General features: G+C 73.1%; 27 protein-coding genes, 2 tRNA genes and 1 pseudogene. 19 read left to right on the plus strand and 11 right to left on the minus strand.

Annotated elements, in window-relative coordinates; all coding sequences use genetic code 11:
- From AKI01S_RS24515 to AKI01S_RS24535, 5 genes and pseudogenes are all read right to left on the minus strand, one after another.
- Positions 1-222 (minus strand): annotated as a pseudogene (locus tag AKI01S_RS24515) (urease accessory protein UreF); the annotation flags it as partial.
- A 29-nt stretch (positions 223-251) separates the two neighbouring features.
- Positions 252-1,964, minus strand: coding sequence for an urease subunit alpha (locus AKI01S_RS24520; RefSeq protein WP_067822572.1), 1,713 nt, complete (start codon positions 1,962-1,964; stop codon positions 252-254).
- Positions 1,957-2,280, minus strand: coding sequence for an urease subunit beta (locus AKI01S_RS24525; protein ID WP_067822575.1), 324 nt, complete (start codon positions 2,278-2,280; stop codon positions 1,957-1,959). The genes AKI01S_RS24520 and AKI01S_RS24525 overlap by 8 nt, the downstream gene beginning before the upstream one ends.
- On the minus strand, positions 2,277-2,579 hold the full coding sequence (locus AKI01S_RS24530; protein WP_067822578.1) for an urease subunit gamma: 303 nt from the start codon (positions 2,577-2,579) through the stop codon (positions 2,277-2,279). Before AKI01S_RS24530 ends, AKI01S_RS24525 begins: the two co-directional genes overlap by 4 nt.
- A gap of 121 nt (positions 2,580-2,700) precedes the next feature.
- A complete protein-coding gene (locus tag AKI01S_RS24535; RefSeq protein WP_067822581.1) occupies positions 2,701-3,300 on the minus strand; it encodes a putative glycolipid-binding domain-containing protein in 600 nt (199 codons plus the stop codon).
- Between the two features lie 77 nt (positions 3,301-3,377).
- Between AKI01S_RS24535 and dnaG the strand changes: the two genes are divergently transcribed.
- The 4 genes from dnaG (at position 3,378) to AKI01S_RS24555 (ending at position 7,492) form a co-directional block, all read left to right on the plus strand.
- Positions 3,378-5,291 (plus strand): DNA primase, encoded by a 1,914-nt coding sequence (gene dnaG, locus AKI01S_RS24540; protein ID WP_067822584.1) that lies wholly within the window; start codon positions 3,378-3,380, stop codon positions 5,289-5,291.
- A gap of 71 nt (positions 5,292-5,362) precedes the next feature.
- Positions 5,363-6,508, plus strand: coding sequence for an RNA polymerase sigma factor RpoD (gene rpoD / locus AKI01S_RS24545; RefSeq protein ID WP_067822714.1), 1,146 nt, complete (start codon positions 5,363-5,365; stop codon positions 6,506-6,508).
- A gap of 118 nt (positions 6,509-6,626) precedes the next feature.
- The gene (locus AKI01S_RS24550) at positions 6,627-6,977 is read left to right on the plus strand and encodes an avidin-fold protein (RefSeq protein ID WP_067822587.1); all 351 of its coding nucleotides are present in this window, start codon (positions 6,627-6,629) and stop codon (positions 6,975-6,977) included.
- Positions 6,978-7,015: 38 nt separating this feature from the next.
- Positions 7,016-7,492 (plus strand): YbjQ family protein, encoded by a 477-nt coding sequence (locus tag AKI01S_RS24555; protein ID WP_067822589.1) that lies wholly within the window; start codon positions 7,016-7,018, stop codon positions 7,490-7,492.
- A 130-nt stretch (positions 7,493-7,622) separates the two neighbouring features.
- Here the strand turns inward: AKI01S_RS24555 and AKI01S_RS24560 are convergent, their stop codons facing one another.
- Positions 7,623-8,858 carry a molecular chaperone DnaJ gene (locus AKI01S_RS24560; RefSeq protein WP_067822592.1) on the minus strand — a complete coding sequence of 412 codons (1,236 nt, stop codon included), beginning with the start codon at positions 8,856-8,858 and terminating at the stop codon, positions 7,623-7,625.
- A gap of 194 nt (positions 8,859-9,052) precedes the next feature.
- Here AKI01S_RS24560 and AKI01S_RS24565 point away from each other — a divergent pair, with 194 nt between their 5' ends.
- The 10 genes from AKI01S_RS24565 (at position 9,053) to AKI01S_RS24610 (ending at position 18,480) form a co-directional block, all read left to right on the plus strand.
- Positions 9,053-9,628, plus strand: coding sequence for a TerD family protein (locus AKI01S_RS24565; protein ID WP_067822595.1), 576 nt, complete (start codon positions 9,053-9,055; stop codon positions 9,626-9,628).
- Between the two features lie 52 nt (positions 9,629-9,680).
- Positions 9,681-10,259: a TerD family protein gene (locus AKI01S_RS24570; protein ID WP_067822598.1), complete on the plus strand. Its 579-nt coding sequence runs from the start codon at positions 9,681-9,683 to the stop codon at positions 10,257-10,259.
- Between the two features lie 31 nt (positions 10,260-10,290).
- Positions 10,291-11,397 carry a DUF475 domain-containing protein gene (locus AKI01S_RS24575; RefSeq protein WP_067822600.1) on the plus strand — a complete coding sequence of 369 codons (1,107 nt, stop codon included), beginning with the start codon at positions 10,291-10,293 and terminating at the stop codon, positions 11,395-11,397.
- Between the two features lie 24 nt (positions 11,398-11,421).
- Complete coding sequence (locus tag AKI01S_RS24580; protein WP_067822603.1) at positions 11,422-12,000, plus strand: TerD family protein; 579 nt, start codon at positions 11,422-11,424, stop codon at positions 11,998-12,000.
- Between the two features lie 150 nt (positions 12,001-12,150).
- Positions 12,151-13,338, plus strand: a complete 1,188-nt coding sequence (locus AKI01S_RS24585) for an HpcH/HpaI aldolase/citrate lyase family protein (protein ID WP_067822606.1) — start codon at positions 12,151-12,153, stop codon at positions 13,336-13,338.
- On the plus strand, positions 13,335-14,582 hold the full coding sequence (locus AKI01S_RS52890; RefSeq protein ID WP_067822717.1) for a phosphoribosyltransferase family protein: 1,248 nt from the start codon (positions 13,335-13,337) through the stop codon (positions 14,580-14,582). The genes AKI01S_RS24585 and AKI01S_RS52890 overlap by 4 nt, the downstream gene beginning before the upstream one ends.
- Positions 14,579-15,703 carry a cysteine protease StiP family protein gene (locus AKI01S_RS52895; RefSeq protein WP_067822609.1) on the plus strand — a complete coding sequence of 375 codons (1,125 nt, stop codon included), beginning with the start codon at positions 14,579-14,581 and terminating at the stop codon, positions 15,701-15,703. Before AKI01S_RS52890 ends, AKI01S_RS52895 begins: the two co-directional genes overlap by 4 nt.
- Positions 15,700-16,530, plus strand: coding sequence for an HAD family hydrolase (locus AKI01S_RS24600; RefSeq protein ID WP_067822612.1), 831 nt, complete (start codon positions 15,700-15,702; stop codon positions 16,528-16,530). The genes AKI01S_RS52895 and AKI01S_RS24600 overlap by 4 nt, the downstream gene beginning before the upstream one ends.
- A 121-nt stretch (positions 16,531-16,651) precedes the next feature.
- Entirely contained in the window at positions 16,652-17,971 is a 1,320-nt protein-coding gene (locus AKI01S_RS24605; protein ID WP_067822616.1) for an amylo-alpha-1,6-glucosidase, read from the plus strand.
- Between the two features lie 17 nt (positions 17,972-17,988).
- The gene (locus tag AKI01S_RS24610) at positions 17,989-18,480 is read left to right on the plus strand and encodes a hypothetical protein (protein ID WP_067822619.1); all 492 of its coding nucleotides are present in this window, start codon (positions 17,989-17,991) and stop codon (positions 18,478-18,480) included.
- A 55-nt stretch (positions 18,481-18,535) separates the two neighbouring features.
- Here AKI01S_RS24610 and AKI01S_RS24615 read toward each other — a convergent pair whose 3' ends face one another.
- Positions 18,536-18,856, minus strand: a complete 321-nt coding sequence (locus AKI01S_RS24615; RefSeq protein ID WP_067822622.1) for a hypothetical protein — start codon at positions 18,854-18,856, stop codon at positions 18,536-18,538.
- 158 nt (positions 18,857-19,014) lie between these two features.
- Here AKI01S_RS24615 and AKI01S_RS24620 point away from each other — a divergent pair.
- Positions 19,015-19,087: transfer RNA gene (locus AKI01S_RS24620), tRNA-Asn, on the plus strand.
- A gap of 85 nt (positions 19,088-19,172) precedes the next feature.
- On the opposite strand, the gene AKI01S_RS24625 is transcribed toward AKI01S_RS24620, so the two are convergent.
- On the minus strand, positions 19,173-19,859 hold the full coding sequence (locus tag AKI01S_RS24625; RefSeq protein ID WP_067822625.1) for a winged helix-turn-helix transcriptional regulator: 687 nt from the start codon (positions 19,857-19,859) through the stop codon (positions 19,173-19,175).
- A gap of 9 nt (positions 19,860-19,868) precedes the next feature.
- Positions 19,869-20,051: a hypothetical protein gene (locus AKI01S_RS52525; protein WP_067822628.1), complete on the minus strand. Its 183-nt coding sequence runs from the start codon at positions 20,049-20,051 to the stop codon at positions 19,869-19,871.
- A gap of 330 nt (positions 20,052-20,381) precedes the next feature.
- Between AKI01S_RS52525 and AKI01S_RS24635 the strand changes: the two genes are divergently transcribed.
- A tRNA-Asn gene (locus AKI01S_RS24635) sits at positions 20,382-20,457 on the plus strand.
- Positions 20,458-20,495: 38 nt separating this feature from the next.
- Here AKI01S_RS24635 and AKI01S_RS24640 read toward each other — a convergent pair.
- The gene (locus AKI01S_RS24640) at positions 20,496-21,041 is read right to left on the minus strand and encodes a GNAT family N-acetyltransferase (protein ID WP_067822631.1); all 546 of its coding nucleotides are present in this window, start codon (positions 21,039-21,041) and stop codon (positions 20,496-20,498) included.
- Positions 21,042-21,199: 158 nt separating this feature from the next.
- On the opposite strand from AKI01S_RS24640, the gene AKI01S_RS24645 reads away from it, so the two are divergent.
- Together AKI01S_RS24645 and AKI01S_RS24650 are read left to right on the plus strand one after the other, a co-directional pair.
- A complete protein-coding gene (locus AKI01S_RS24645) occupies positions 21,200-22,318 on the plus strand; it encodes a hypothetical protein (protein ID WP_067822635.1) in 1,119 nt (372 codons plus the stop codon).
- Between the two features lie 20 nt (positions 22,319-22,338).
- Entirely contained in the window at positions 22,339-23,835 is a 1,497-nt protein-coding gene (locus AKI01S_RS24650) for a sulfatase family protein (RefSeq protein WP_067822638.1), read from the plus strand.
- Between the two features lie 21 nt (positions 23,836-23,856).
- On the opposite strand, the gene AKI01S_RS24655 is transcribed toward AKI01S_RS24650, so the two are convergent.
- Positions 23,857-24,489 carry a LysE family translocator gene (locus AKI01S_RS24655; protein WP_067822641.1) on the minus strand — a complete coding sequence of 211 codons (633 nt, stop codon included), beginning with the start codon at positions 24,487-24,489 and terminating at the stop codon, positions 23,857-23,859.
- A gap of 143 nt (positions 24,490-24,632) precedes the next feature.
- On the opposite strand from AKI01S_RS24655, the gene AKI01S_RS24660 reads away from it, so the two are divergent.
- Positions 24,633-25,148 carry a pyridoxamine 5'-phosphate oxidase family protein gene (locus AKI01S_RS24660; RefSeq protein ID WP_067822722.1) on the plus strand — a complete coding sequence of 172 codons (516 nt, stop codon included), beginning with the start codon at positions 24,633-24,635 and terminating at the stop codon, positions 25,146-25,148.
- Positions 25,149-25,405: the final 257 nt, after the last annotated feature.

Raw genomic sequence — 25,405 nt, forward strand, 5'->3', positions numbered from 1 at the left:
CGCCGCCCAGCCGGTGCCGCCGGCGCGGGCGTGGGCGCAGGCCGCCGCCGCCAGCGCCGCGCCGACCAGCCCGGACGTCGCCAGGCGACCGCGCAGGAACGCGACCAGCCCGGCGACGTCGGCGACCGTTCCCGCCGTGACGGCCGGTTCCAGCCCGCCGGAGTGGGCGTGGCCCCCGGCCGGGAGGCGGGAGTCGGCCAGCAGCAGCAGCCCCGTGGTCATCGGTCCCGTGGTCACTCGTAGGGCGTCCATCAGAACAGGAAGTACCGCTGGGCCATCGGGAGCTCGGCGGCCGGCGCGGGCTCGACCTCGTCGCCGTCGATCGTCACGGTGAACGTGTCGGGATCCACCTCGATCGACGGGAGCGCGTCGTTGAGCGGCATGTCGGCCTTGCCGAGCCGCCGGGTGTCCTTGACCGGCACCAGACGGCGGCGCACGTCCAGACGGTCGGCGAGCCCGTCCCCGAGCGCGGCCTCCGACACGAAGTGCAGCGATGTGCCCGCCGCGACCACCGGGGCGGCGCCGAACATCGGGCGCGGCAGCATCGGCTGCGGGGTGGGGATGGAGGCGTTGGCGTCGCCCATCGCCGCCCACGCGATCACCCCGCCCTTGATCACCAGCATCGGGCGCACCCCGAAGAACGCCGGGTCCCACAGCACCAGGTCGGCGAGCTTGCCCGGCTCGACCGACCCGATCTCGCCGTCGAGGCCGTGCGCGACGGCCGGGTTGATCGTGTACTTGGCGACGTACCGCCGGGCCCGCAGGTTGTCGGCGGGGCCCGCCAGCGCGCCGCGCCGCCGCTTCATGGCGTGCGCGGTCTGCCAGGTGCGGATCACGGTCTCGCCGATCCGGCCCATCGCCTGCGAGTCCGAGCCGATCATCGAGATCGCGCCCAGGTCGTGCAGGACGTCCTCGGCCGCCATCGTGGTCGGCCGGATGCGGGACTCGGCGAACGCCAGGTCCTCGGGCACCGACGGGTTCAGGTGATGGCACACCATGAGCATGTCGAGGTGCTCGTCCAGCGTGTTGACCGTGTGCGGGCGCGTGGGGTTGGTGGAGGACGGCAGCACGTTCGGGTGCGCGGCGACGGTGATGATGTCGGGCGCGTGCCCGCCGCCCGCCCCCTCGGTGTGGTAGGCGTGGATCGACCGGCCGCCGATCGCCGCCAGCGTCGACTCGACGTACCCGGCCTCGTTCAGCGTGTCGGAGTGCAGCGCGACCTGCACGCCCGACGCGTCGGCGACCCGCAGGCACGCGTCGATCGCCGCCGGGGTGGAGCCCCAGTCCTCGTGCAGCTTGAACCCGGACGCGCCCGCCCGGAGCTGCTCCCACAGCGCCTCCTCGGAGACGGTGTTGCCCTTGCCGAGCAGCGCGACGTTCACCGGCCACCCGTCCAGGGCCTCCAGCATCCGGTGCAGGTACCACACGCCGGTCACGGTGGTGGCCTTGGTGCCCTCCGCCGGTCCCGCCCCGCCGCCGATCAGCGTGGTCACGCCCGCGCCGAGCGCCTCCTCCAGCAGCTGCGGGCAGATGAGGTGGACGTGGGAGTCCACGGCCCCGGCGGTGAGGATCCTCCCGTTCCCCGCGATCACCTCGGTGGTGGGGCCGATGACCAGGCCGGGGTGGACGCCGTCCATGGTGTCGGGGTTCCCGGCCTTGCCGAGCGCGACGATCCGGCCGTCCCGCACGCCCACGTCGGCCTTGACGATCCCCCAGTGGTCCAGCACGACCACCCCCGTGATCACCAGGTCGAGCGCCCCCTCGGCCCGGGTGGCGCGGGACTGGCCCATCGACTCGCGGATCACCTTGCCGCCGCCGAACACCGCCTCGTCCCCGGCCCCGGCCGGGCCGCGGCTGCGGTCCTCGGTGACCTCGACGAACAGGTCGGTGTCGGCCAGCCGCACCCGGTCCCCGGCGGTCGGGCCGTACAGCTCGGCGTACCGCGCCCGCGACAGCTCAGCCATCCAGCGCCCCCGCCCCCTCCGGCCGCAGGCCGGGAACGACGCGGCGACCCGCCAGCGGCACCAGGTCGACCTCGCGGGTGATGCCGGGCTCGAAGCGCACGGCCGTCCCCGCCGGGACGTCCAGCCGCGTCCCCCACGCCGCCTCGCGGTCGAACTCCAGGGCCGGGTTGGCGACGGCGAAGTGGTAGTGCGACCCGACCTGCACGGGCCGGTCGCCGGTGTTGACGACGGTGAGGGTGGTCCGCGGGCGCCCCGGGTTCAGCGCGACGGGCTCCGCGCCGGGGACGACCTGCCCCGGGACGAGCGGGGCGCTCACGGGATCGGCCGGTGGACGGTGACGAGCTTGGTGCCGTCGGGGAAGGTGGCCTCCATCTGGACCGACTCCAGCATCTCCGGCACCCCCTCCATGACGTCGTCACGGGTGAGCACGGTGCGGCCGGACTCCATCAGCTCGGCCACGGTGCGCCCGTCCCGGGCGCCCTCCAGGATGTGGACCGCGATGACCGCCGTCGCCTCGGGATGGTTGAGCCGCAGTCCGCGCTCCCGCCGTTCCCGGGCCACCCGCGCGGCCACATGGATCAGCAGGCGCTCCTGCTCGTGTGGGGTGATCAGCACACCTCGACGCTAGTGCGGCCCTGACCTGGCGTGGAACCGCGCCGTTGCGCTTTTAACAGCTATTTCACAATGCCCCGGGGGCCGAAATGCCCCCGACACAAAGGACACGGATCCGGCGCCGTCAGACCCGCCGCCCGATCGACGGATAGTCGAGCACGATCCCGTCCGCCCCGAACACGATCTCCCGGGTGAACCCCGGGCTGGAGTAGCGCACCACCGACCGCTTCCCCTCCCGGCGCACGAACTCGTAGGTCTGCCACGACGGGCGGACGGCGAGGTCGGGCACCGAGACCCACGCCATCAGGTGCTCCACCGGCCCGCCCCCGTCCAGGAACCCGCCCCGCAGCACCGGCATGGTGTTCGTCAGCGGCGACAGCCCGAGGTCGCAGTCCAGCGCGCCCCCGAGCTCCCCGGCGTCCCCGCCCGGCGGCGGCAACGCGACGTGCCCCTCGGAGCGGGCGTTGACCGTCCACTCGCCCTCGGGCCGGTTCACCAGCTCCAGCCACCGCCGCCAGGGCCCGGTGCCGCCGTCCACCCCGTGGGCCTGCACCAGCAGCCGCGCGGTCACGAACCGGTCCCCGGTGGTCAGCTCGTACTCCAGCCGGTAGGGGACGGCCCCGCCCCCGACGGCCGCCCCGGAGGCGACGAGCCGCCCGCCCCCGACCTCGACCTCGACCAGCTCCGCGCCTTCCGGCTTGACCCACACCACCGATTCGACCATCCCCCCAGTCTGCCCCCGGTGGAGCGGGTCGGGCGGGGCGGCGCGGAGTGTCGGGGGGCGGGATTAGACTCGCCGCCGTGGCAGGCCGGATTCGCAATGAGGACATCGCGCTCGTACGCGAGCGGTCGCCGATCGACGGCGTGATCGGGGAGTACCTACAGCTGCGCAGCGCCGGCGGGGGGAACCTCAAGGGGCTGTGCCCGTTCCATGACGAGAAGTCGCCCTCGTTCAACGTGACCCCGGCCAGAGGGCTCTGGTACTGCTTCGGGTGCGGGGTCGGCGGCGACGTCATCAAGTTCGTGCAGGAGATCGACCATCTGACGTTCTCCGAGGCCGTCGAGCGGCTGGCCGCCAAGGCCGGGATCCAGCTCCGGTACGAGGAGGGCGGGTTCACCCCGCGCCAGGACGGCGGGCAGCGGGCCCGGCTGGTCGAGGCGCACAAGGCCGCCGCCGAGTACTTCGCCGAGCAGCTCGCCGCGCCCGACGGGGCGATCGGGCGCAAGTTCCTGTCGGAGCGGGGGTTCGAGCTCGCCGACGCCGCGCGGTTCGGGGTCGGGTTCGCCCCCCGGGAGTGGGAGGGACTGGTCCGGCACCTGCGGGGGCGGGGGTTCGCCGACCGGGAGCTGATCATGGGCGGGCTCGCCAAGGAGGGGCGGCGCGGGCCCATGGACCGGTTCCGGGGGCGGCTGCTCTGGCCCGTCCGGGACCTGGGCGGCGATGTCATCGGGTTCGGGGCGCGGCGGCTCTACGACGATGACGACGGGCCCAAGTACCTGAACACGCCCGAGACGCCGCTGTTCCACAAGAGCAACGTGCTCTACGGGGCCGACCTGGCGAAGAAGGAGATCGCCCGGAGCCGGCAGGCGGTCGTCGTCGAGGGCTACACGGACGTGATGGCCTGCCATCTGAGCGGGGTGCCGACGGCGGTGGCGACGTGCGGGACCTCGTTCGGGGACGAGCACATCAAGATCCTGCGGCGGCTGCTGATGGACCAGGACGAGTTCCGGGGCGAGGTGATCTTCACCTTCGACGGGGACTCGGCGGGGCAGAAGGCGGCGCTGCGGGCGTTCGCCGACGAGCAGAAGTTCGTGACGCAGACGTTCGTGGCGGTGCAGCCGGACGGGCTGGACCCCTGTGACCTGCGGATCCGGCACGGTGAGGCGGCCGTCCGGGATCTGGTGGCGTCGCGGACGCCGCTGTTCGAGTTCGCGGTGCGCAGCACCATCGAGCAGCACGACCTGAACACCGCCGAGGGGCGGCTGGCCGCGCTGGACGCCGCCGCCCCGGTGGTCGCCAAGATCAAGGACCGGTCGCTGCGGCACATGTACGCGGTCAACCTGGACCGCTGGCTCGGGATCATGGACGAGCAGTTCGTGCTGCGGCGGGTCCGCGAGCTGTCGGCGCGTGAGCAGGGGCAGAACGGGCGGCGCGGGCAGCGTCCCCACCCGCAGTCCCAGCAGGCCCAGCAGGCCCAGCAGGCGCAGGCCCCCGCGCCGGAGCGGCCCTCCTACGATCCCCGGGACCCCGAGGTGCGGGCCGAGCGGGAGCTGCTGAAGTTCGCGGTGCAGCGGCCCGGGATGCTCGGACCGGTGTTCGACGGGCTTCCCGCCGACGTGTTCCTCGTGCCCCCGCACGCGGCCGTCCGGGCCGTCATCGCTGAGGCGGGTGGGGTCCAGGGGGCTGCCGGGGCGGCCGAATGGATCGGGACGCTGCGGGAGACGGCCGCGAACGAGCAGGTCAGAGACCTGATCACGCAGCTGGGGGTGGAGGCGCTGCTGGTCGCTCCGGAAGCGGAGGACCGATATGCGGTGGCTCTGCTGGCCCGAATTCAGGAACGCCAGGTCATCAGGCAGATCGCGGACGTCAAATCTAAACTCGGGCGGCTGAATCCGGCCGAGCAGGCCGAGGAGTACGGAAAGCTCTTTGGCGATCTTGTGGCGCTTGAGCAGCAGAGACGGATGTTGCGCGAGGGTGGCCTTGGATCACAGTAAGTCAAGAGACCGCAAAATGGGTCCTGTGATCTAGGGCCTTCGTAACGCAGACTGTCTGCGTGGGCCCTTCGGTGCTGCCGAGCGAGGCGCCATCGGTTGACCAGGTGGCGGACCTTGTCGCACGAGGCAGAGAGCGCGGCGGTGTGACCGTCGATGACGTCGCTGCCGCACTCGATCGTTCCGACTTGCCGGACGACTCCCTTGAGAAGATCGTCCGAATGCTCGCCGAGCAGGGGGTGGAGGTCCTCGAGTCTCCCAGCGAGGCCGAGGACGTTCAGCGGGCGGATGAGGGAGACCTCGGCAAGCGGGCGCCGACGAGCGACCTGGTCCGGATCTACCTGAGGGAGATCGGGCGCGTTCCGCTCCTCACGGCAGAAGATGAAGTCGAACTGGCGAAGTCGATCGAGGCGGGACTGTTCGCCGAGGAGAAGCTGGCACGCACCGCCGTGCTGTCTCCCGGGGAACGGCTCGACCTCGAACAGCTCGCCCGCGAGGGAATGCGGGCGAAGCAACGTCTGATCGAGGCCAACCTGCGCCTGGTGGTCTCGATCGCCAAACGCTACGTGGGTCGGGGGATGCTGTTCCTCGACCTGATCCAGGAGGGAAATCTCGGACTCATCCGTGCCGTCGAGAAATTCGACTACACCAAGGGATTCAAGTTCTCGACCTACGCGACGTGGTGGATCCGCCAGGCGATCACGCGGGCGATCGCCGACCAGGCCCGGACCATCCGGATCCCGGTGCACATGGTGGAGACCATCAACAAGCTGGTCCGGGTGCAGCGGCAGCTGCACCAGGACCTGGGACGGGAACCCAGTCCCGAGGAGATCGGCCGGGAGATGGGGCTGACCCCCGTCCGGGTCGTGGAGATCCAGCGGATCGCCCAGGAACCGGTGTCGTTGCAGTCGCCCATCGGGGAGGAGGATTCCGATCTGGGCGACTTCATCGAGGACGCCGACGCGGTCGTGCCGATCGAGGCGGCGGCGTTCATCCTCCTCCAGGACCAGCTGGAGGACATCCTGGGAACGCTGTCGGACCGCGAGCAGCGGATCATCCAACTGCGGTTCGGGCTGACCGACGGTCATCCCCGCACCCTGGAGGAGGTCGGCCGCGAGTTCGGTGTGACGCGGGAACGCATCCGCCAGATCGAGTCCAAGACCCTGGCCAAGCTCCGTCATCCGTCCCGGGCGCAGATGCTCCGGGAGTACCTCGACTGATCCGCGTGCCTTCCGGCCGGGACGGGGAACGGCCGGGACGGCGCGAGGCGACGGATCGCGCGCACCCCACCGGCCCCCGCCGACCCTCGGCGGGGGCCGGTCGCGTACGCTCCCGCGCATGGAGACCCCCTCGCTGGACGGCCTGCGGTTCCGGGCCGTCGCCGACGTCGTGGGCGGCGAGATCGCCCCCGCCACCCTGTTCACCTACCACGAGGCCGGCGGCGAGATCTGGGGCGAGTACTCCGGCGGCGCGATCCGGCGCGGGTTCCTGGTCGGCACCCGGCGCGGCGACGTGCTCGACTTCCGCTACAGCCAGCTCAACACCGCCGGGGAGACCTCCAACGGCCACTGCGTGTCGAAGGTCGTCATGCTGCCGGACGGGCGGGTGCGGCTGGAGGAGAGCTGGGAGTGGGAGTCGCGGGACGGGACCGGGACGAGCGCCGTCGAACAGGTGCTGGACGCCGGTTAGACGGTGGAATGTCGCATCCGTGGTCTACGGTGGTGCCCATGCTGATCGTGACGACTGACGGCCTGGCCGGGTACGAGGTGCGCAACGTGCTCGGCGAGGTCCTGGGGACGGCCGTCCAGGGGGTGCAGAGCGCGGCTCCGCATCCGGGCGCGTCCAGCAGCGCGACGTTCCGGGTGACCGGGGAGCAGCCGGGAGTCGGTCTGGGGGCGGCGCGCCGCGAGGCGATCGACCGGCTGGCCGAGGACGCCCGCCGCAAGGGCGCCAACGCGGTGGTGGGCATGTGCTTCGACACCGCCGTGCTGGCGGACGGTTCGCACGAGGTCTGCGCCTACGGCACCGCCGTGTGGGCCGAGCCGTCGCAGGGGCGGCCCGCCCAGCCGCACGACCACGCCAAGCCGGTGGCGGGGCACCAGGGGCCTCCCGGCGGGATCCCGCCGTACGTGGAGCCGCAGCCGGGCCAGCCGCCGATGGCCGCGCGCAACCTCACCATCGGCCTGCACGACCGGCCGCGCTGAGCCGGGCAAGAGTCGTCCCCGTTCGGCCGAGACCTGTTTCACGGTGGGCCTCGGCCACGCGGACGAGCGCGCCACCTGACCTGCGGGCCCGGAGCGATGCCGCGCTCGCCGAGTCCACGGCTGGGAAACGTTAGTGGCCCTGCGCGGCGCGTTCGGAGCGGATGCGGGTGACCACGTCGCCCGCCGCCGTCCGGATGGCCTCCAGCTCCTGGAGGTAGGCCCAGTAGTCCGGGTGCGGGCCGGTCAGCCGCCGCGGGGCGTGTTCCAGGCGTTCCACCAGGGCGTCGAGCGCGCGGGCGTGGTGGGGCGCCGCGCCGCCCGGCTGGATCACCGCCAGGCGCTGGGCGTCGCGGATGGCGAAGCGCGCCGCCTCGGCGGGCTTCTCCGGGTCCTCCCGCACCGCCTTCAGCTCGGTGACCCGGCCCGTCACCCGCGAGGCGCGGCGGTCGGCGGCGTTCAGCTCGGTGCGGGCCGCCGTCAGCGCGAGCTGCGCGTCCTTCCACTCGGTGCGGGCGATGTGCGCCGACGCCTCGTTGAGGCGTTCGCGGGCGCGCTCCACCCCGGCCTCGATCGCCTCGGGCGCGCCCTTGAGGTCCTGCCAGCACGCCTGCGAGTAGTCGCGCAGCAGCGTCTTCATCGCGTCGCGGACGGAGGCGACCCGCCCGGCGACGGCGTCGGCGCGGGTGCGGACCGACGCCAGCGAGTTGCGGGTCTTCTGCGCGAGCCGCGGCAGTTCGGCGGCGGCCTCGCGGGCGCGGTCGGCGGTCCGCCGGGCCTCCTCGGCCTGCTCCAGCGCGCCGTTCAGCCCGAGACCGCCGAGCCCCTGCGACGACAGCACCGCCAGCGCCCGCCGCGCCCGCTCCAGCTCCGCCTCGGGATCGGAGGCGTCCATGCCCGCCGCGCGCGCCTCCGCCACGACGGCCTCGGCGGCGGCCACCGCCTCCCGGGCCGCCGCGAGCCGCGGCGGTAGCTGGTCCAGCGCCGCCTCCAGCCGCGCCATCTGCGGCGCGAGGCGTTCGGCGAAGCGGTTGAGGTCGCCGGTGACCCTCCTCAGGCGGTCGGCGACGCCGAGCAGCGCGCGCCGCGCGGACTCGTACTCGTGCGGCGGGCGGTCCGGGTCGTCCAGCGGGTGGGCGTCCAGCAGGCCGATGTACTCCACCGAGGCGGCGTTGGCGGTCTCGTCGAGCCGGTCCATCTCGCGGCGCGCCGGTTCGGCCGCGGCGGCGTCGAGGTCGGCGAACAACGTCACCCTGCCGCGCACGAACTTCTGCGCGCGGTCCATCTCGTAGAAGGCCTCCGCGGCGGCGTCCCTGGCCGCGACCGCGGCCTCCGATCCCCTACGCCGCTGGTCGCCCGCTCCCCGCAACGCTGTCTCCCTTCGCCTTCCCCAAGTCTCCCCCAGAACGGGCGGTGTGTTCACCGCCGGTGGCGCATGGCGGTCATGAGACGGCTGTGGCACCGGGGGGACCTGGCCAGGAGGAACGGATACCATCGCAACTGCGTCGGTATAGCCGGACCACGGCCTTCGGCCGACCGCGAAACGATCTTGGAGGGGCACTGATGGGTGTCAGTCTCAGCAAGGGCGGCAACGTCTCGCTCACCAAGCAGGCGCCGGGACTGACGTCGGTCAGCGTCGGGCTCGGCTGGGACCTGCGGACCACCACCGGGACGGACTTCGACCTGGACGCCTCGGCGCTGGTGCTGGACGCCTCCGGAAAGATCATCACTGACCAGCACTTCGTGTTCTTCAACAACCTGCGCACCCCCGACGGCGCGGTGGTGCACACCGGGGACAACAAGACCGGCGCGGGCGAGGGCGACGACGAGCAGATCACCGTGAACTTCGGCGCGATGCCCGACGCCGCCGAGCGCGTCGCGTTCGCCGTGTCGGTCTACGAGGCCGACGCGCGCGGCCAGAACTTCGGGCAGGTCCGCAACGCCTACATCCGCGTCGTCAACGAGGCCGACGGCACCGAGATGGCCCGCTACGACCTGACCGAGGACGCCTCGACGGAGACCGCGATGGTGTTCGGCGAGCTCTACCGCAACGGCTCCGAGTGGAAGTTCCGCGCGGTGGGCCAGGGGTACGCCTCGGGCCTGGCCGGCATCGCCATGGACTTCGGTGTCAACATCTGAGACATCCGGGACACCTGCGCTTCAACCGCCACCTACCGGGAAGAGGACGATCATGGGAGTTTCGCTGGCCAAGGGCGGCAACGTCTCGCTGACGAAGGCGGCCCCGAACCTGACCGCCGTCTCGGTGGGTCTGGGATGGGACGTCCGGGCGACGACCGGGGCCGACTTCGACCTGGACGCCTCGGCGCTGATGCTCGGCGGCGGGGGCAAGGTACTCTCCGACCAGCACTTCGTGTTCTTCAACAACCTCAAGAGCCCCGACGGCTCGGTCGAGCACACCGGCGACAACCTCACCGGTGAGGGCGAGGGCGACGACGAGGTCATCAACGTCGACCTCAGCCGCGTCCCGCCGGAGTGCGACCGCATCGTCTTCCCGGTCTCGATCTACGACGCGGAGTCGCGGGCGCAGAACTTCGGGCAGGTCCGCAACGCCTTCATCCGCATCGTCAACCGGGCCGACGACAACGAGCTGGCCCGGTTCGACCTGACCGAGGACGCCTCCACCGAGACCGCCATGGTCTTCGGGGAGCTGTACCGGCACGGCGGGGAGTGGAAGTTCCGGGCCGTCGGCCAGGGCTACGCCTCGGGCCTGGCCGGCATCGCCATGGACTTCGGCGTGAACGTCGGCTGACGCCGACCGCGCCCAGAGCAGAGATAGCAGAATGATTCTTCGCACCTTCGGGTGGTCCTTCGCCGTCACGGCCGCCGGTCTGGTCGCCGCCTTCGTCTATGACCAGGGAACCGGCCTCGCGCTGGTGACCGTGCTGGCCATCCTCGAGATCTCACTGTCGTTCGACAACGCCGTGGTGAACGCCAAGGTGTTGGACCGCATGAGCCCGTTCTGGCAGAAGATCTTCCTCACGATCGGCATCGCCATCGCGGTGTTCGGCATGCGGTTGGTCTTCCCGCTGGTCATCGTGGCGCTCACGGCCAAACTGGGTCCCATCGAGGCCTTCGACCTGGCGCTCCGGGACGAGAAGGCCTACGAGACGGCCATGAACGCCGCCTATCCGACGATCGCGGCGTTCGGCGGCATGTTCCTGCTGATGCTGTTCCTGGACTTCGTGTTCGAGGAGCGCGACGTCCACTGGCTGACCTGGCTGGAACGCCCGCTGGCCAAGATCGGCAAGCTCGACCAGCTCTCGGTCGTCATCGCCGGCGGCGCGCTGGCGGTGGCGGCCAGCCTGTGGGCCAAGGACCCCGGCGAGGTGATGATCGCCGGCGTGCTCGGCATGATCACCTACATCCTGGTCAACGGGCTGGGCGAGCTGTTCGCCGAGGCGGGACTGGACGACGACGAGGACGAGGACGAGGGCGAGGAGAAGGAGAGGGCGCGCGGCGGCGGGCCGAGCCCGCTGGCCCTGGCCACCGGCAAGGCGGGCTTCTTCCTGTTCCTCTACCTGGAGGTGCTGGACGCCTCGTTCTCCTTCGACGGCGTCATCGGCGCGTTCGCGATCAGCACCGACCCGATCGTGATCGCCCTGGGCCTCGGCATCGGCGCGATGTACATCCGGTCGCTGACGGTGTTCCTGGTCCGCAAGGGGACCCTGCACGAGTACGTCTACCTGGAGCACGGCGCGCACTGGGCGATCGGCGGGCTGGCGGTCTGCATGCTGATCGGCATCGGGCACCACGTGCCCGAGTGGATCACCGGTGGGCTGGGCGCGGGCCTGATCATCGCGGCGTTCGTCTCCTCGGTGGTCCGCAACCGCAACGAGGGCGAGGCGGACGCCCCCAAGGACAAGCAACTCCATTCCACGGGCGTGTGAGCCCGACCCCACGAGGAGACGATGATGTCGGTCTCGCTGAAGAAGGGTGAGCGGGTATCGCTCACCAAACCGGGTGGCGGCACCCTGTCCCGGGTCCGGATGGGCCTGGGCTGGGACGCGATCACCAAGAAGGGCCTGTTCGGGCGCAAGACGGCCCAGTCCATCGACCTGGACGCCTCCTGCCTGCTGTTCGACGCCGGGCGCAACCTCGTCGACGCGGTGTGGTTCCGGCAGCTGCGCAGCAAGGACGGGTCGGTCCAGCACACCGGCGACAACCTCACCGGTGAGGGCGAGGGGGACGACGAGGTCGTCAACGTGGACCTGACGAAGGTCCCGGCCAACGTCACCCAGCTCGTGTTCACCGTGAACTCGTTCACCGGGCAGGACTTCTCGCAGATCGAGAACGCGTTCTGCCGCCTGGTGGACGAGGGGACCGGCCAGGAGATCGCGCGCTACGAGCTGACCGGCTCCGGGCGGCACAACGCGCAGATCATGGCGAAGGTGTCGCGGGACGGCGCCGGCTGGTCGATGACCGCGATCGGCGCGATCGCCAACGGCCGCACGTTCCAGGACCTGCTGCCGGAGGTCTCGGCCCACCTGTGACCTTCGGCCCACCCACGACGCCGGACACCGGCGGAACGGCGCCGGCGGGCATCATCCGATGCCCGCCGGCGTTTTCTTGTATGACCGAATCTTGGCTTTGTGGTGCATACCCTGGAGCTGGATCAGGGCGTCAGGGAGGACAGGCCAGGAATGCGGCACTTTGACCACATCGATCCCGCGCTCCGCAAACGCCTGTTCTTCCGGCAGCCCCGCGCCTTCACCCGCCGGGACGACCCCGGGGTCCTCGCGGTGGCGCTCGGCGCGACCCTCTACAGCCCCGCCACCCGCCCGGCGCTGGCCGACGACATCGCCAAGGCCGCCCGCCGGGGCGTGCGCAGCATGGTGGTGTGCCTGGAGGACGCGATCGCCGACGCCGACCTCGCCTTCGCCGAGGCCAACACCGTCGCCCAGCTGCGGCTGCTGCACGACCGGGAGGCCGGCGACCCCGACGACGGCGCGCCGCTGCTGTTCCTGCGGATCCGCGCGCCCGGGCAGATCGGCGACCTGGCCGCCCGGCTCGGCCCCGCCCTGGACGTGGTCACCGGGTTCGTGCTGCCGAAGTTCACCGCCCGCGCCGGCGGGACGTTCCTGGAGGCGCTGCGGGACACCGCCGAGGCCACCGGGCGGCGGCTGCTGGCGATGCCGGTGATCGAGTCGCGCGAGGCGGTGTACGCCGAGACCCGCGCCGAGATGCTCGCCGACGTCGCGCGGCTGCTGGACAAGCACCGCGAGCAGGTCCTCGCCGTGCGGCTGGGCGCCACCGACCTGTCGTCGGCCTACGGGCTGCGCCGCCCCCCGGACCTGACGATCTACGACATCGGGCAGGTCGCGGGCGCGATCCACGACGTGGTCAACGTGCTGGGCCGCGCCGACGGCACCGGCTTCGTGATCACCGGGCCGGTGTGGGAGTACTTCTCGGCCGGGGAGCGGATGTTCAAGCCGCAGCTGCGGCAGACGCCGTTCGAGGCGCTGCAGGCCGCGCCGCTGCGCCAGCGGATCATCACCTCCGACCTGGACGGCCTGATCCGCGAGGTCCATCTGGACAAGGCCAACGGCCTCACCGGCAAGACCGTCATCCACCCCTCGCACGTGGCGGCCGTCCACGCCCTGTCGGTCGTGACGCACGAGGAGTACAGCGACGCCTCCGACATCCTCTGCGTCGCCGGGGGAGGCGCGATGGCCAGCGCCTACGCCAACAAGATGAACGAGGCCAAGCCGCACCGCGCCTGGGCCGAACGCCTGATGACGCGCGCGCGGGTGTTCGGCGTGGCGGCCGAGGGAGTGACGTTCGTGGAGCTGCTGGAGGCGGCCGACCCGCAGTGGGCGGGGGCCCGATGACCTGGACGGGGGAGTGGGTCGAGGCCCGGCTCGGCGTCCGCCCCGTGGGTGAGGGCCTGCGCGACCTGGTGGGTTTGGCGGTCCGCCGCAACCCCCGGCGTGCCCATCTGCTGGTCTCGGCGGTGCTGGGCAAGCACGTCCCCACCGATCCCGCCCTGGTGTACGGCTCGGGTCTGCGGCTGGGCGGACTGGTCCGGGACCTGACCGGCGAGGACGCGCTGGTCGTCGGCTACGCCGAGACCGCCACGGCGCTGGGGCACGCGGTGGCCGACGCGCTGGGCGGGGCCTACTACCTGCACTCGACGCGGCGGCCCGTGCCCGGCTTCGCGACCTACGGCGGCTTCGAGGAGGAGCACAGCCACGCCACCAGCCACCTGCTGCTGCCCTCCGATCCGGCCGAGCTGGACCGGGACGCGCCCCTGGTCCTGGTGGACGACGAGCTGTCCACGGGCCGCACGGTCCTCAACACGATCCGCGCCCTGCACGCCGTCCGCCCGCGCGCTCGCTACGTGGTGGCGGCCCTGGTGGACCTGCGCGACGGCGCGTCCCGGGCCGCGACCCGCACCCTGGCCGGCGAGCTGGGCACGCGCATCGACACCGTCGCCCTGGCCACGGGCCGCGTCGAGCTGCCGGACGACATTCTGGAGGCGGGCCGGGCGCTGGTGGCCGAGGTGGAACGCCATTCCGCCGACCCCGTGCGCACCGGCGCGTTCCCGGTGACGCGCGTCGACCTCGCCTGGCCGGAGGGGCTGCCCGACGGCGGCAGGCACGGGTTCCTGCCCGAGCACCGGCTCCGGCTGGAGAAGGAGCTGCCCGGCATGGCCGGGCGCCTGGCCGCCTCGCTCCCCGGCGGCGCCGCCCGCGTGCTGGTGCTCGGCTTCGAGGAGCTGATGTACGTCCCGCTGCGGCTGGCCGGGGCCGTGGCGGAGCTGCTGCCCGGCGCCGACGTCCGGTACTCCACCACCACGCGGTCGCCGGTGCTCGCCGTGGACGACCCCGGCTACGCCATCCGCACCCGGCTCGTGTTCCCCGCGCACGACGACCCCGCCGACGGGCCGGGGGAGCGGTACGCCTACAACGTCGATCCCGGCCGCGACCCCGCCCGCGCGTTCGACGCGATCGTGCTGGTCGTCGACGACGTGGGCGACACCCCGGCCCTCGCGGACGGGCTGCTGGCCCGGCTGCGCGCCCTCGCCCCCGTGACCCTGGCGGCGGTCCCCGCCCGCCGGAAGGAGAGTCTGTGACCCCGTTGTACGGGCCGCGGTTCGGCAGCTACCCCGCCGAGGACGTGACCTGGCTGCTGAAGGACCTGTCGGACGTCCGGCTGGAGGCGCCCGCCGAGGAACGCGAGGCCGCCGTCCAGTCCGGGCGCGCCCACTACGCCGAGTCGCTGCCGATCGAGTACCAGCCCGGCCCCGCCTACCTGCGGCTCTTCCACCAGGCGCTGGAGGCGTCGGCCGAACGCGTCGCCCACGCCGTCGGCCTGGTCACCGAGCTGGTCCTGCGGGAGCGCGGACCCGACGCCGTCCTGGTCTCCCTGGCCCGCGCCGGAACGCCGGTCGGCGTGCTGATGCGCCGCTGGGCCCGGTTCGCGCACGGCCTCGACCTGCCGCACTACGCCGTCAGCATCGTGCGCGACCGGGGCATCGACCGCAACGCGCTGCGCTACCTGGCCGCCCGCCACGACCCCGCGCGGGTGATGTTCGTGGACGGCTGGACCGGCAAGGGCGCGATCACCAGGGAGCTGGCGGCCGCCCTGGAGGAGCACGCCGCGGAGGCGCTGTTCCCCGGCGACCTGGCGGTGCTGGCCGACCCGGGCCGCTGCACCCCGCTGCACGGCACCCGCGACGACTTCCTCATCCCCTCGGCCGCGCTGAACTCCACCGTGTCCGGGCTGGTCAGCCGTACCGTCCTGAACGACGACCTCATCGGCCCCGGCGACTTCCACGGCGCGAAGTTCTACCGGGAGCTGGCCGGCGCGGACGTGTCGGCGGTGTTCCTGGACGCGGTGGCGGCGTGGTTCCCCAACATCGCCGACCGCGTCGCCAAGGACGCCTCCGACCTGCACGCCTCCGACCGCGCCCCCGACTGGTCGGGCTGGGAGGCGGTGCGCCGCGTCGCCGCCGAGCACGGCGTCGACGACCTCAACAAGGTCAAGCCGGGCGTGGGGGAGACCACGCGGGTGCTGCTGCGGCGCGTCCCGTGGAAGGTGCTGGCCCGCACCGACGTCGGCGACGACCTCGCCCACATCCGCCTGCTGGCCGCCGAACGCGACGTGCCCGTCGTCGACGTCCCGCCGGACGCGTTCCCCTACGCCTGCATGGGCCTGGTCCACCCCGACTTCGCGCGGGGGGCCGTCCAGTGACCCCGGTCGTCTGCTCCGACCTGGACCGCACCCTGATCTACTCCGCCGCCGCGATGGGCCTGGCCGGGCCCGACGAGACGATGCCGCGCGTGCTGTGCGTGGAGTTCTACCAGGGCGCGCCGCTGTCCTACCTGACCGAGACCGCGGCGCGCGGCCTGGCCGACCTCGCCGCCGCGACCACGTTCGTGCCGACCACGACGCGCACGCCCGAACAGTACGCGCGCGTCCACCTGCTGGAGAAGCCGCCCGCCTACGCGATCTGCGCCAACGGCGGCCACATCCTGGTCGACGGCGTGGACGACCCCGACTGGGCGGCGGTCGTCCGCTCCCGCAACGCCGGGTCCGCCGCGCCGCTGGCCGAGATCCGCGAGCACCTGGCGCGGATCGGCGGCGACTTCGTGCTCAAGCGGCGCGTGGCGTCGGACCTGTTCGCCTACGCCGTCGTGGAACGCGCCGCCCTGCCCCCGGCCTGGGTGGAGGACCTGACCGGCTGGTGCGCCGAACGCGGCTGGCGCACCTCCCTGCAGGGCCGCAAGGTGTACTGCCTGCCCGAGGCGCTCACCAAGGCGGCCGCGGCGGCCGAGGTGATGACCCGCGTCGGCGGCGCGACCCTGCTGGCCGCCGGGGACTCCCTGCTCGACACCGAGCTGCTCGCCGCCGCCGACGCCGCGATCCGCCCCGCCCACGGCGAGCTGCACGACACCGGCTGGACCGCCCCGCACGTCGCCGTCACCGGCGCCTCCGGCGTCGCGGCGGGCGAGGAGATCGTCGCGTGGCTGCTGACGCGCAGTAGTGAATCACCGGGGAGCGCCGCCGGACGAAGGTAAACGACGACGGCCAAAGGGTCGTCGCGGCGGGCATTCGTGGGAACAATCGCGTTAGCCCATCGTTCCGGACGGTCTCCCGCGGAGGGCGGCCAGAACGCGATCGGGGGTTCACGCTGAGCTCATGAGTGCCCGTCTGACCGGTGACGAGACCGCGCTCTGGCAGGCCGCGGCGCGGGTCCTGGACGCCAACTGGACCGGGACGGCCACGGTTCCGTCCCCCGGCCTGTATCCCCACCAGTGGAGCTGGGACTCGGCGTTCGTCGCGCTCGGCCTGGCCCGCCACCGCCCCGAACGGGCCCGACGCGAGCTGCTGTCGCTGTTCCGCGGCCAGTGGGGCGACGGCCTGCTCCCGCACGTGGTGTTCAACTCCGCCGTCGCCCGCCACGGCTACTTCCCCGGTCCCGAGCTGTGGTGCAGCGACCGGCAGCGCGCCGGGCCGCGCGGGGTGGTCACCTCCGGCCTCACCCATCCGCCGCTGCACGCCCTGGCCGCGCTCCGCCTGCACGAGTGCGCCCCCGACACCGAGCTGAGCCGCGACTTCCTCGCCCGCCTCTACCCCAAGCTCGTCGCCCAGCACCGCTACCTGGCCGAGGTCCGCGACTACGAGGGAACGGGCCTGGTCTCCATCTGCCACCCCTGGGAGTCGGGCCTGGACAACAGCCCCGCCTGGGACCGGCCGCTGGCCGCGCTCCAGCTGCCGCCCACCGCCTACGCCCCGCACCGCGTCTCCCGCACCCTGCCGACCGGCGAGGACTACGACCGCTACGTGTGGCTGGTGACGCTGCTGCGCGAGACCGGCTACAGCCACGACTACCTGCGCGAGGAGCACCCGTTCGCCGTCGAGGACCCGCTGGTCAACGCCACCTACCTGGCCTCCACGCACGCCCTGGCCGAACTGGCCGTGATCGTCGGCGGCGACGCCGTCCCGCACCGCGAACGCGCCGAACGCGTCCACCACGCCATGCTGGACCGGCTCTGGGACCGCGACACCGGCTGCTTCCGCGCCCGCGACCTGCGCGAGGACCGGCTGCTGCCGGTGGTGACGGTGGCGTCGTTCGCGCCGCTGCTCGACCCCGAGCTCCCGGCGGCCACCGTCCGCAATCTGGTGGACATGCTGCTGTCGGCGCGGTTCGCCGGGGCGGCCGGATATCCGGTGCCGACCTGCGACATCCAGGCCCCGGCGTTCGACCGGGGCGGGTTCTGGCGCGGCCCCACCTGGATCAACACCAACTGGCTGCTGTGGCACGGGGCCCTCGGCCACGGCCTGACGGTGATCGCGGACCTGCTGTACGGGTCCACGCTGCGGCTGGTCCGGCAGTCGGGGTTCCGCGAGTACTTCGACCCGTTCGACGGCACCGGCCGGGGCAGCCACGACTACAGCTGGTCGGCGGCGCTCGTGCTGGACCTGCTCGGCGCCCGGCGCGCACCCAGGGCGGCCTGATCCCCTAACGTGGGGGCATGCGCCTTCTCCGGGGCCCCCGGCCGCCCGCCGCCGTCCGCGAGTCCTTCGTCCGGGGCGAACGCGCCCTGGCCGTCGCCCCCACCCGGGGCGGCTCCCACGTCGTCGCCACGTCGCTGGCCCTCCACGTGCCGACCGCCGAGGGCGGCTTCACCCGCGTCCCCTGGGAGAACGTGGACCAGGCGTCGTGGAAGGACGGCTGGCTGCACGTCCAGGAGACCGGCGGGGGGCCCGAGCACCACGTCCGCCTCACCGAGCCCGGTTCGGTCCCCGAGACGGTCCGCGAGCGCGTCACCGCCACCATCGCGGTCAACCACCAGGCGAAGCTGCCGGGCGGCGGCTCGGTGCGGATCGCGGGCCGGCGTTCCCCGGCGGACGGGACGGTCCGCTGGTCGTTCGTCTTCGACGCGGGTCTGGACCCGGCCGATCCCGGTCTGCGGGCGCGGGCGGAGCAGATCCTGGAGGACCTGCGCCGTCAGACCGGGCTCTGACCCGGCCCGCGGCCGTGCCCGGCGGGCCCCCTGAGGGGCCCGCCGTCACGGGCGTTCAGTACGGCTTGGCGGAGGCCTCGCGGCGCGGATCCTGGTATTCCTCGGGGACGCGCCGTCCCTTCCCCGGGATCCGCTCCCCGATCTGGTCGGGAACCCGGTGCCAGGCGGCCGAGGCCACCTCGCCGGCCCGGTCGCGGGCGACCCCGGCGATCTCGCCGCCCTTGGCGTAGAGGACCCCGGTGGTCTCCTGGACCCGCGGGTTCTCCATGACCTTCCGCGTCATCCGCATCATCTGCTCGTACCGCTCGCGGCCCGCCCTGGTGCCGAGCACGTAGCCGACGGCCGCCCCGGCGATGAACGGAGTACGGATCTTCATGCCACCCCCTTGATCAAGTGGAACCGTTCCCCTGGCATACCCACGAGAACGGGCTCCATCCCGGCCCCGCGATATGGGTGCGCGGAGTGGTCCTCCGATGCGCTAACCTAATCGTGTCGCCGGGGGCGGACGAAAGAAAGCCCCGGGAGCAGGAACGATCCCGCGTAGCTCAATCGGCAGAGCAGCCGGCTGTTAACCGGCAGGTTATTGGTTCGAGTCCAATCGCGGGAGCAGGATCACAGACGCGGATCAGGGCCCGTCCGGCAATTCCGGACGGGCCCTGACGCGTTTCGTCTCCCCCAGTGGCCGGGGACGGTCAGGACGCGGCCCGCGGGGGCTTGCGGGAGCGCTGGGGCGGCAGCCGGAACAGCCCCCGCAGCCTGCGCAGGGCCTCGGCGTCGCCGGACGCCGACGCGGCGCCGCCCTCGACCGCCTCGGCGAGGGTGAGGCGCTGACCGGCCACGTGCAGGAAGGTCTCCTGGTCCAGGGTGATGGTGGCGTCCGGGTGCTGGGCGGGGCCGTGCAGCGCCTCGATGGTGCCGTCGTCGACCCGGGTGTGGAAGACCTCGTCGTCGATGCGGAACTCGTACACCGCGCGGAGCCCGGCGGCGGCCTCGGCGTCGAAGCAGGCGCGCAGGCCGAGGAGCGCCCAGCCGGGGTGGAAGGTCTCGTCCTCGCGCCGTTCGCCCATCGCCCACTTCAGCCCCCAGCGGGCCAGGGACAGGACGGCGGGGGCGAGCTCCTCGCCGGCCTCGGTGAGGGCGTAGGCGGGGGTGCGGGCGGGCGGCGGCAACGTGATCTTGTGCGCGAGGCCCTCGCGTTCCAGGTGCTTCAGGCGGGCGGCCAGCAGCCCGGTGCCCAGGCCGCGCAGGCTGGCCTGGAGGTCGCCGAACCGCTTGGGGCCGGTCAGCAGCTCGCGGACCAGCAGCAGCGTCCAGCGCTCGCCGACGAGGTCGAGGGTGCGCGCGGTCGCGCAGTACTGGTTGTACGTTCGCTGCTCCACATCATCACTTTAGACTCCGGGCTTCTCGTTCTTGAACCAGCGGGCGCGCAGCAGGGGCAGGACCTGATCGGCGAACCGTTCCAGGTCGGCCTCGTGGTCGTCGGTGGCCAGGCGGACGACCAGGTGGCGGGCGCCGGCCCGGACGTGGTCGCCGAGCCGGTCGGCGGCCTGGCGGGGGGTGCCGGCGAACATGCTCTGGATCGAGGCGACGGCTTCGAGGGGGCGTCGTAGTAGCGCTCGATGCCGGCACGCAGGCGCCGCTGCGCCCGGCCGGGGTCCTGGTCCAGGCACAGCGTGACGTACAGGGCGGGCGTGACCGGACGGGCCGGCGCGGCCCGCTCGATGGTCCGGAGTTCCTCGGCGTAGGCCGCGGCGGTGGGCGGGTAGGGGAGCCGGCCGACGGCAGGCCCGCTCGCGTGGGGGAGCGCACGCCCGGCTGGCCAGCGTGGATGTGCGAGATCCCCGACGGGTGCGCTAATCTAGGCGCGCCGCCGGGGGACGTGAGAACCCCGGCGAACGCGGTCCTGCGTAGCTCAATCGGCAGAGCAGCCGGCTGTTAACCGGCAGGTTATTGGTTCGAGTCCAATCGCAGGAGCCACCCCTTCCGGGCCCGCCCAAGGCGGGCCCGACGCCGTTTCAGGGGGACGTGCGGGGGCCGAGCGTGAACAGCGACAGCCGGTGCCCCTCGTACATGTCGGCGGGCATCAGGCCCCGGTCCCGCCAGCCCAGGCGCCGGTAGAGGCGCGCCGCGGGCGACCCGGCGTAGGTGAGCAGCCACGCCGAACGCCGCCCGCGCACGGCCTCCTCCAGCAGCCCGCGCCCGACGCCCCGGCCCTGGGCGCCGGGATCGACGAACAGCTCGGCGACCGTGAAGGATCCGCCGACCAGCGCGGCGGCGCGTTCCGGCCCGAACGCGGCGACCACGGCGTCGTGCACGCGGTCGCCGTCCAGCGCGTCGGGCATCGGCCATCCGTAGCAGACCCCCAGCAGGCGGTCCCGCTCGGTGAGGGTGAGCGCCGTGAACCCGGTCCGCCGGGCGGCCAGCAGCAGCTTGCCGTGGTAGTCGGCGAGCTGGCGGGGCGACTCCGACCAGGGCGGCAGCCGATAGCACCGCCGGTAGAGGGCCGACACCCGGTCGGCGATCGCCGTCATGTCCGCCCCGTCGAGCCGCTGCGGCACCATGTCATCCCCTTGTTGCAAGTGATTCGCGATTGCATGAGTATCGCAAAAAGATCGTGGGAGGGCAGGGGGCCGGGCGGTGGTGAACGTTCGGGGAAGCGTTCCCGAACGGGGTCGTGTTTTCGCCGGAAAGCGGGCGGGGGGTCACTAACCTGCCGCGCGTGGCCGCGAAGGTGATCCTCCATATCGGACAGCAGAAGTCGGGCACCACCTATCTCCAGGAGGTTCTGGGGCACTGTGCCGACGCGCTCGCCGCCGAGACCGGCGTGCTGTTCCCCCCGTCGCTGCGCGACGTGCTCCCCGACGCCGTGGAGAACCACGAGCGCGCGACCTACGGGCTGCTCGGCACCGAGTACCCCTGGGTGTCCGCCGAGCGGGCCGCCGCCGAGGAGGACAAGTGGACCCGCCTGGCGGCCAGGGCCGCCGAGTGGCCCGGCACGGTCCTGATCTCGGCCGAGGCGCTGTCGGTGGTGCGCTCGGCGGCGGTGCGGCGGGTCGTCGGCGAGTTCGCCCCCGCCGAGGTCGAGGTCGTGATCACCACGCGCGGGCTGGGCCGGGCGCTGCCGTCGCTGTGGCAGCAGCACGTCCGCAACGGCCGCCGCCAGGAGATCGGGACGTTCTTCGAGACGCTCGCCGCCCAGCGGGACCAGGGGCCCGAGTCGATCGAGCTGGAGCACGACCAGCACCACTGGCGGGCGTTCGCGATCGGGGGGCTGGTGCGCCGCTGGGCCCGCGAGGTCGGGGCGGACCGCGTCACCGTCGTCGTCAACCCCGGGTCGCCGCCCGACCGGCTGTGGCGGCTGTTCACCGCCGCGATCGGCGTCGCGGAGTTCGCCGGCCGGCCGCCGGAGCAGGTGCTGACGCGCCGGACCCACTCGGGGCTCACCATGCCCGAGACGCTGGTGCTGGTCCGCCTCAACCGGCTGCTGGAGGAGGCGGGCTGGGACACCTACAGCGCGCGGGCCGCGCGGGAGCGCCTCCTGCTGAGCGGCCTGCTGCCGCGGTCCGGGCGCGGTCCCCGTGTCGGGGTGCCCGATTCGGCGCGGCACCTGGTGGAGGACTGGAGCCGCGCGGACGTGGCCGACCTGGAGGCCACCGGGGCGCGGATCGTGGGCGACCTGGACGACCTGCGGTTCGACGCCGAACGGGACGTGCACCGGCCGCTCACCCCCGACCAGGTCGCCGACGCCGCCGCGGCGGCGGTCCTGGCGATGGTCGACCGGTCCGACTTCCAGCCCGCCCCGCCCCGCCCCCGGCGCCGCTTCGGCGTGCGCCGCTGACCCCCAGGAAGAACCCCCTCTTGCGCAACCGCCTGTGGTACCTGCCGGCCCTCCTGCTGCTCCTCACCGCCTGCCTTCCGGGGTCGCGCGCGGACGGGCCCGGTCCCCGACCCCCCGCCGACCGGCCCAACTTCATCGTCGTGCTCGCCGACGACCTCGACGAGAGCCTGATGCCCTACATGCCTCGCGTGCGGCGGCTGCTGGCCGAGCAGGGCACCACGCTGAGCCGTTTCTACGCGAACCTGCCCTGGTGCTGCCCGTCCCGCGCGACGCTGCTGCGCGGGCAGTACGCCCACAACACCGGCGTCTGGAGCAACAACCCGCCCAACGGAGGGTTCCGCGAGTTCCACGGGAGCGGCCAGGAGAAGTCGACGCTGGCCACCTGGCTGCGCAGCGCGGGCTACCGCACCGGTCTGTTCGGCAAGTACCTCAACGGCTACCCCGAGCAGGCGCCCGGCGTCCCGGAGACCTACGTCCCGCCGGGCTGGGACACGTGGGTGAGCCCGGTGGCGGGCAACCCGTTCCGGGGGTTCGACTACACCCTCAACGTCAACGGGCGGATCGTCCACCGCAAGCCGTCGCCCAGGACGTACTTCACCGACGTGCTGGCCGAGGAGGCGCGGGGCTTCGTCGCCGCCGCCGACAAACGGCCGTTCTTCGCCTACGTCACCCCGACCGCGCCGCACCCGCCCGCGATCCCGGCGCCCCGGCACCGTTCGCTGTACCCGGGGGCGAAGGCTCCGCGCGGTCCCGCCTACGACCCGCCCGACATGACGGGCCGCCCGGCCGAGCTGCGGCGGCTGCCCCGCGTGACGCGCGGGGAGAAGGAGGAGTGGGACGAGCTGTTCCGGCAGCGGGCCCGGTCGGTCGCGGCGATCGACGAGATGGTGGAGTCGCTGGTGGAGGCGCTGCGCGCCAAGGGCCGCCTGAAGAACACCTATCTCGTGGTGACCTCCGACAACGGATTCCACATGGGCCAGTACCGGATGGCCCCCGGCAAGAACACCGGGTACGAGGGCGACACGCGCGTCCCGTTCGTGGTGCGCGGGCCGGGCGTCCCGGCGGGGCGGCGGGTGAACGCGCTGGCCGGGAACGTCGACATCGCGCCCACCATCGCCGAGCTGGCCGGGGCCAGGGCGCCGTCGTTCGTGGACGGGCGGTCGCTGCGGTCGCTGCTCAAGGGCGGCGGGACCTCGGGGCGCGACGCGTTCCTGCTGGAACACGGGACGGCGCGGGCGACCCGCCCGGCGGGGCCGGGCGACTCCGCGCCGCCCTACACGCCCGCGACCCGCGAGAAGGCGTACCTTCCGGCGTTCGCCGGGCTGCGCACCGACCGCTACCTGTACCTGGAGTACGTCACGCGGGAACGCGAGCTGTACGACCTGTGGACCGACCCGCACCAGCTGCGCAACCTCGCCGGGACCGACCCGGTCGAGCCGCGGCTGGCGTCCTGGCTGGGCCGGCTGCGGGCGTGCGCGGCCGAGCGGTGCCGCCGCGCCGAGTCCGGGGCCCCCTGACGGAGGGGGCCCCGGGGCGCGTCAGCGTTCGGCGGCCAGGCGGACGCCGAGCCCGATGAACAGGCCGCCGGTGGCGGTGTCGATGCGGCGGTGGGCGGCCCGGCGGCGGCGCAGCCAGCCGCCGATCCGTCCGGCCAGCACGCCCACCAGCCCGTCGACGACGAACTCCAGCGCGATCAGCACGGCGCCCAGGACCGCGAACTGGAGCCACACGTGCCCGAGGCCGGGGTCGATGAACTGGGGCAGGAACGCGAGGGTGAAGGTGACCATCTTCGGGTTCAGCAGGTTGGTCACCAGGCCGTTGAGGTAGGCGCGGCGGCCCGACATGCCGCCCGCGCGCTCGGGGGCGTCGTCCAGGCCGCTGCCGCGGTGGCGGATCATCTGGACGCCCAGGTAGATCAGGTAGGCGGCGCCGAGGACCCGCACCACGGTGAACGCGGCCGGGACCGCCGCGAACAGCGCGACGAGCCCGGCGGCGGCGACCGCGACGTGGACGGCCTCGCTGGTGGCGACCCCGGCGGTGGCCAGCAGCCCGGCGCGGGGGCCGCCGCGCATCCCGCAGCCCAGCACGAACAGCATGTCCGGGCCCGGGGTGATCATCGCGACGAGGGTGGTGACGGCGAACGCCATGAGGAGATGGGAGTCGAGGGGCATGGCGGCATCCTCGCACCGTCCGCCCGCTCCGCACCGATCATTTTCGCCCGGGCCGGCGCCGATGAGTTCTCCGGTCGCGGCCGGTCATGACCCGTGACGGCACGACGAAGCACGATGCACGATGCACGATGAAGGAGGACCCGATGCTGCCCGAACCCGTTTCGGCGAAGGACCTGAACATCTACGGGGAGGCCGAGCTTCCCTGGAGCCGGGTGGCCGCGGTGCTGGGCGAGCTGACCAAGGCCGGGACGGCGCAGTTCCTGGGGACCGTCGGTCCCGACGGGCGGCCCCGCTCGGCGGGGATCGGGTGCGTCGAGGACGGCGGGTGGATCTACTTCACCAGCGGTCCCGGCACCCGCAAGTCGCGGAACCTGGCCGCCAACCCCGCCTGCACGCTGTCGTTCCGGCTGCCCGGCGTCGACCTCGTGCTGGAGGGGGAGGCGCACTGCACCACCGACCCGGACGAGATCGACCGGGTGACGGCGTTCTACCGCGCCTCGGGCTGGCCGTCCGAGCGCGACGGGGACGCGGTGACCGCCCCGTACAGCGCGCAGAGCGCCGGGCCGCCGCCCTGGTACCTGTACCGCTTCACCCCGCACGCCGCCGTGGGGGTCGCGACCGCCGAACCGCACGGCGCCACGCGCTGGCGGTTCTCCTGAGGCACGCGCCGGGGGTGGCCGGGGAACGGCAGTGATCATGCCAACGCGGGCGGCCCCGGATGGGCGGATCATGCCGAACTTCCCCGGGGCGCCGGGCGGTCCGCCCGGTGAGCTGGGGTGGTCGGGGACCGGGACGGGGCCGGGCCTTGCCGGGAGATGACCAGGTGGTTACGGTGCTCGCAATCCGATAGGAAACTTTCCTGTCGGAAATGCGTCCGGACGTTCCCCCCGCCCTGTCCGTACCGACCGAGGAGCCT

Source organism: Actinomadura kijaniata NBRC 14229 (assembly GCF_001552175.1).
Lineage (GTDB): Bacteria > Actinomycetota > Actinomycetes > Streptosporangiales > Streptosporangiaceae > Spirillospora > Spirillospora kijaniata.

Bases quoted from the DNA above. Each gene is read 5' to 3' on its own strand.
- AKI01S_RS24520 (WP_067822572.1), bottom strand. From the start codon at position 1,964: ATGGCTGAGCTGTCGCGGGCGCGGTACGCCGAGCTGTACGGCCCGACC.
- AKI01S_RS24535 (WP_067822581.1), bottom strand. From the start codon at position 3,300: ATGGTCGAATCGGTGGTGTGGGTCAAGCCGGAAGGCGCGGAGCTGGTC.
- AKI01S_RS24550 (WP_067822587.1), top strand. From the start codon at position 6,627: ATGGAGACCCCCTCGCTGGACGGCCTGCGGTTCCGGGCCGTCGCCGAC.
- AKI01S_RS24555 (WP_067822589.1), top strand. From the start codon at position 7,016: ATGCTGATCGTGACGACTGACGGCCTGGCCGGGTACGAGGTGCGCAAC.
- AKI01S_RS24565 (WP_067822595.1), top strand. From the start codon at position 9,053: ATGGGTGTCAGTCTCAGCAAGGGCGGCAACGTCTCGCTCACCAAGCAG.
- AKI01S_RS24570 (WP_067822598.1), top strand. From the start codon at position 9,681: ATGGGAGTTTCGCTGGCCAAGGGCGGCAACGTCTCGCTGACGAAGGCG.
- AKI01S_RS24575 (WP_067822600.1), top strand. From the start codon at position 10,291: ATGATTCTTCGCACCTTCGGGTGGTCCTTCGCCGTCACGGCCGCCGGT.
- AKI01S_RS24580 (WP_067822603.1), top strand. From the start codon at position 11,422: ATGTCGGTCTCGCTGAAGAAGGGTGAGCGGGTATCGCTCACCAAACCG.
- AKI01S_RS24585 (WP_067822606.1), top strand. From the start codon at position 12,151: ATGCGGCACTTTGACCACATCGATCCCGCGCTCCGCAAACGCCTGTTC.
- AKI01S_RS52890 (WP_067822717.1), top strand. From the start codon at position 13,335: ATGACCTGGACGGGGGAGTGGGTCGAGGCCCGGCTCGGCGTCCGCCCC.
- AKI01S_RS24605 (WP_067822616.1), top strand. From the start codon at position 16,652: ATGAGTGCCCGTCTGACCGGTGACGAGACCGCGCTCTGGCAGGCCGCG.
- AKI01S_RS24610 (WP_067822619.1), top strand. From the start codon at position 17,989: ATGCGCCTTCTCCGGGGCCCCCGGCCGCCCGCCGCCGTCCGCGAGTCC.
- AKI01S_RS24615 (WP_067822622.1), bottom strand. From the start codon at position 18,856: ATGAAGATCCGTACTCCGTTCATCGCCGGGGCGGCCGTCGGCTACGTG.
- AKI01S_RS52525 (WP_067822628.1), bottom strand. From the start codon at position 20,051: ATGTTCGCCGGCACCCCCCGCCAGGCCGCCGACCGGCTCGGCGACCAC.
- AKI01S_RS24640 (WP_067822631.1), bottom strand. From the start codon at position 21,041: ATGGTGCCGCAGCGGCTCGACGGGGCGGACATGACGGCGATCGCCGAC.
- AKI01S_RS24655 (WP_067822641.1), bottom strand. From the start codon at position 24,489: ATGCCCCTCGACTCCCATCTCCTCATGGCGTTCGCCGTCACCACCCTC.
- AKI01S_RS24660 (WP_067822722.1), top strand. From the start codon at position 24,633: ATGCTGCCCGAACCCGTTTCGGCGAAGGACCTGAACATCTACGGGGAG.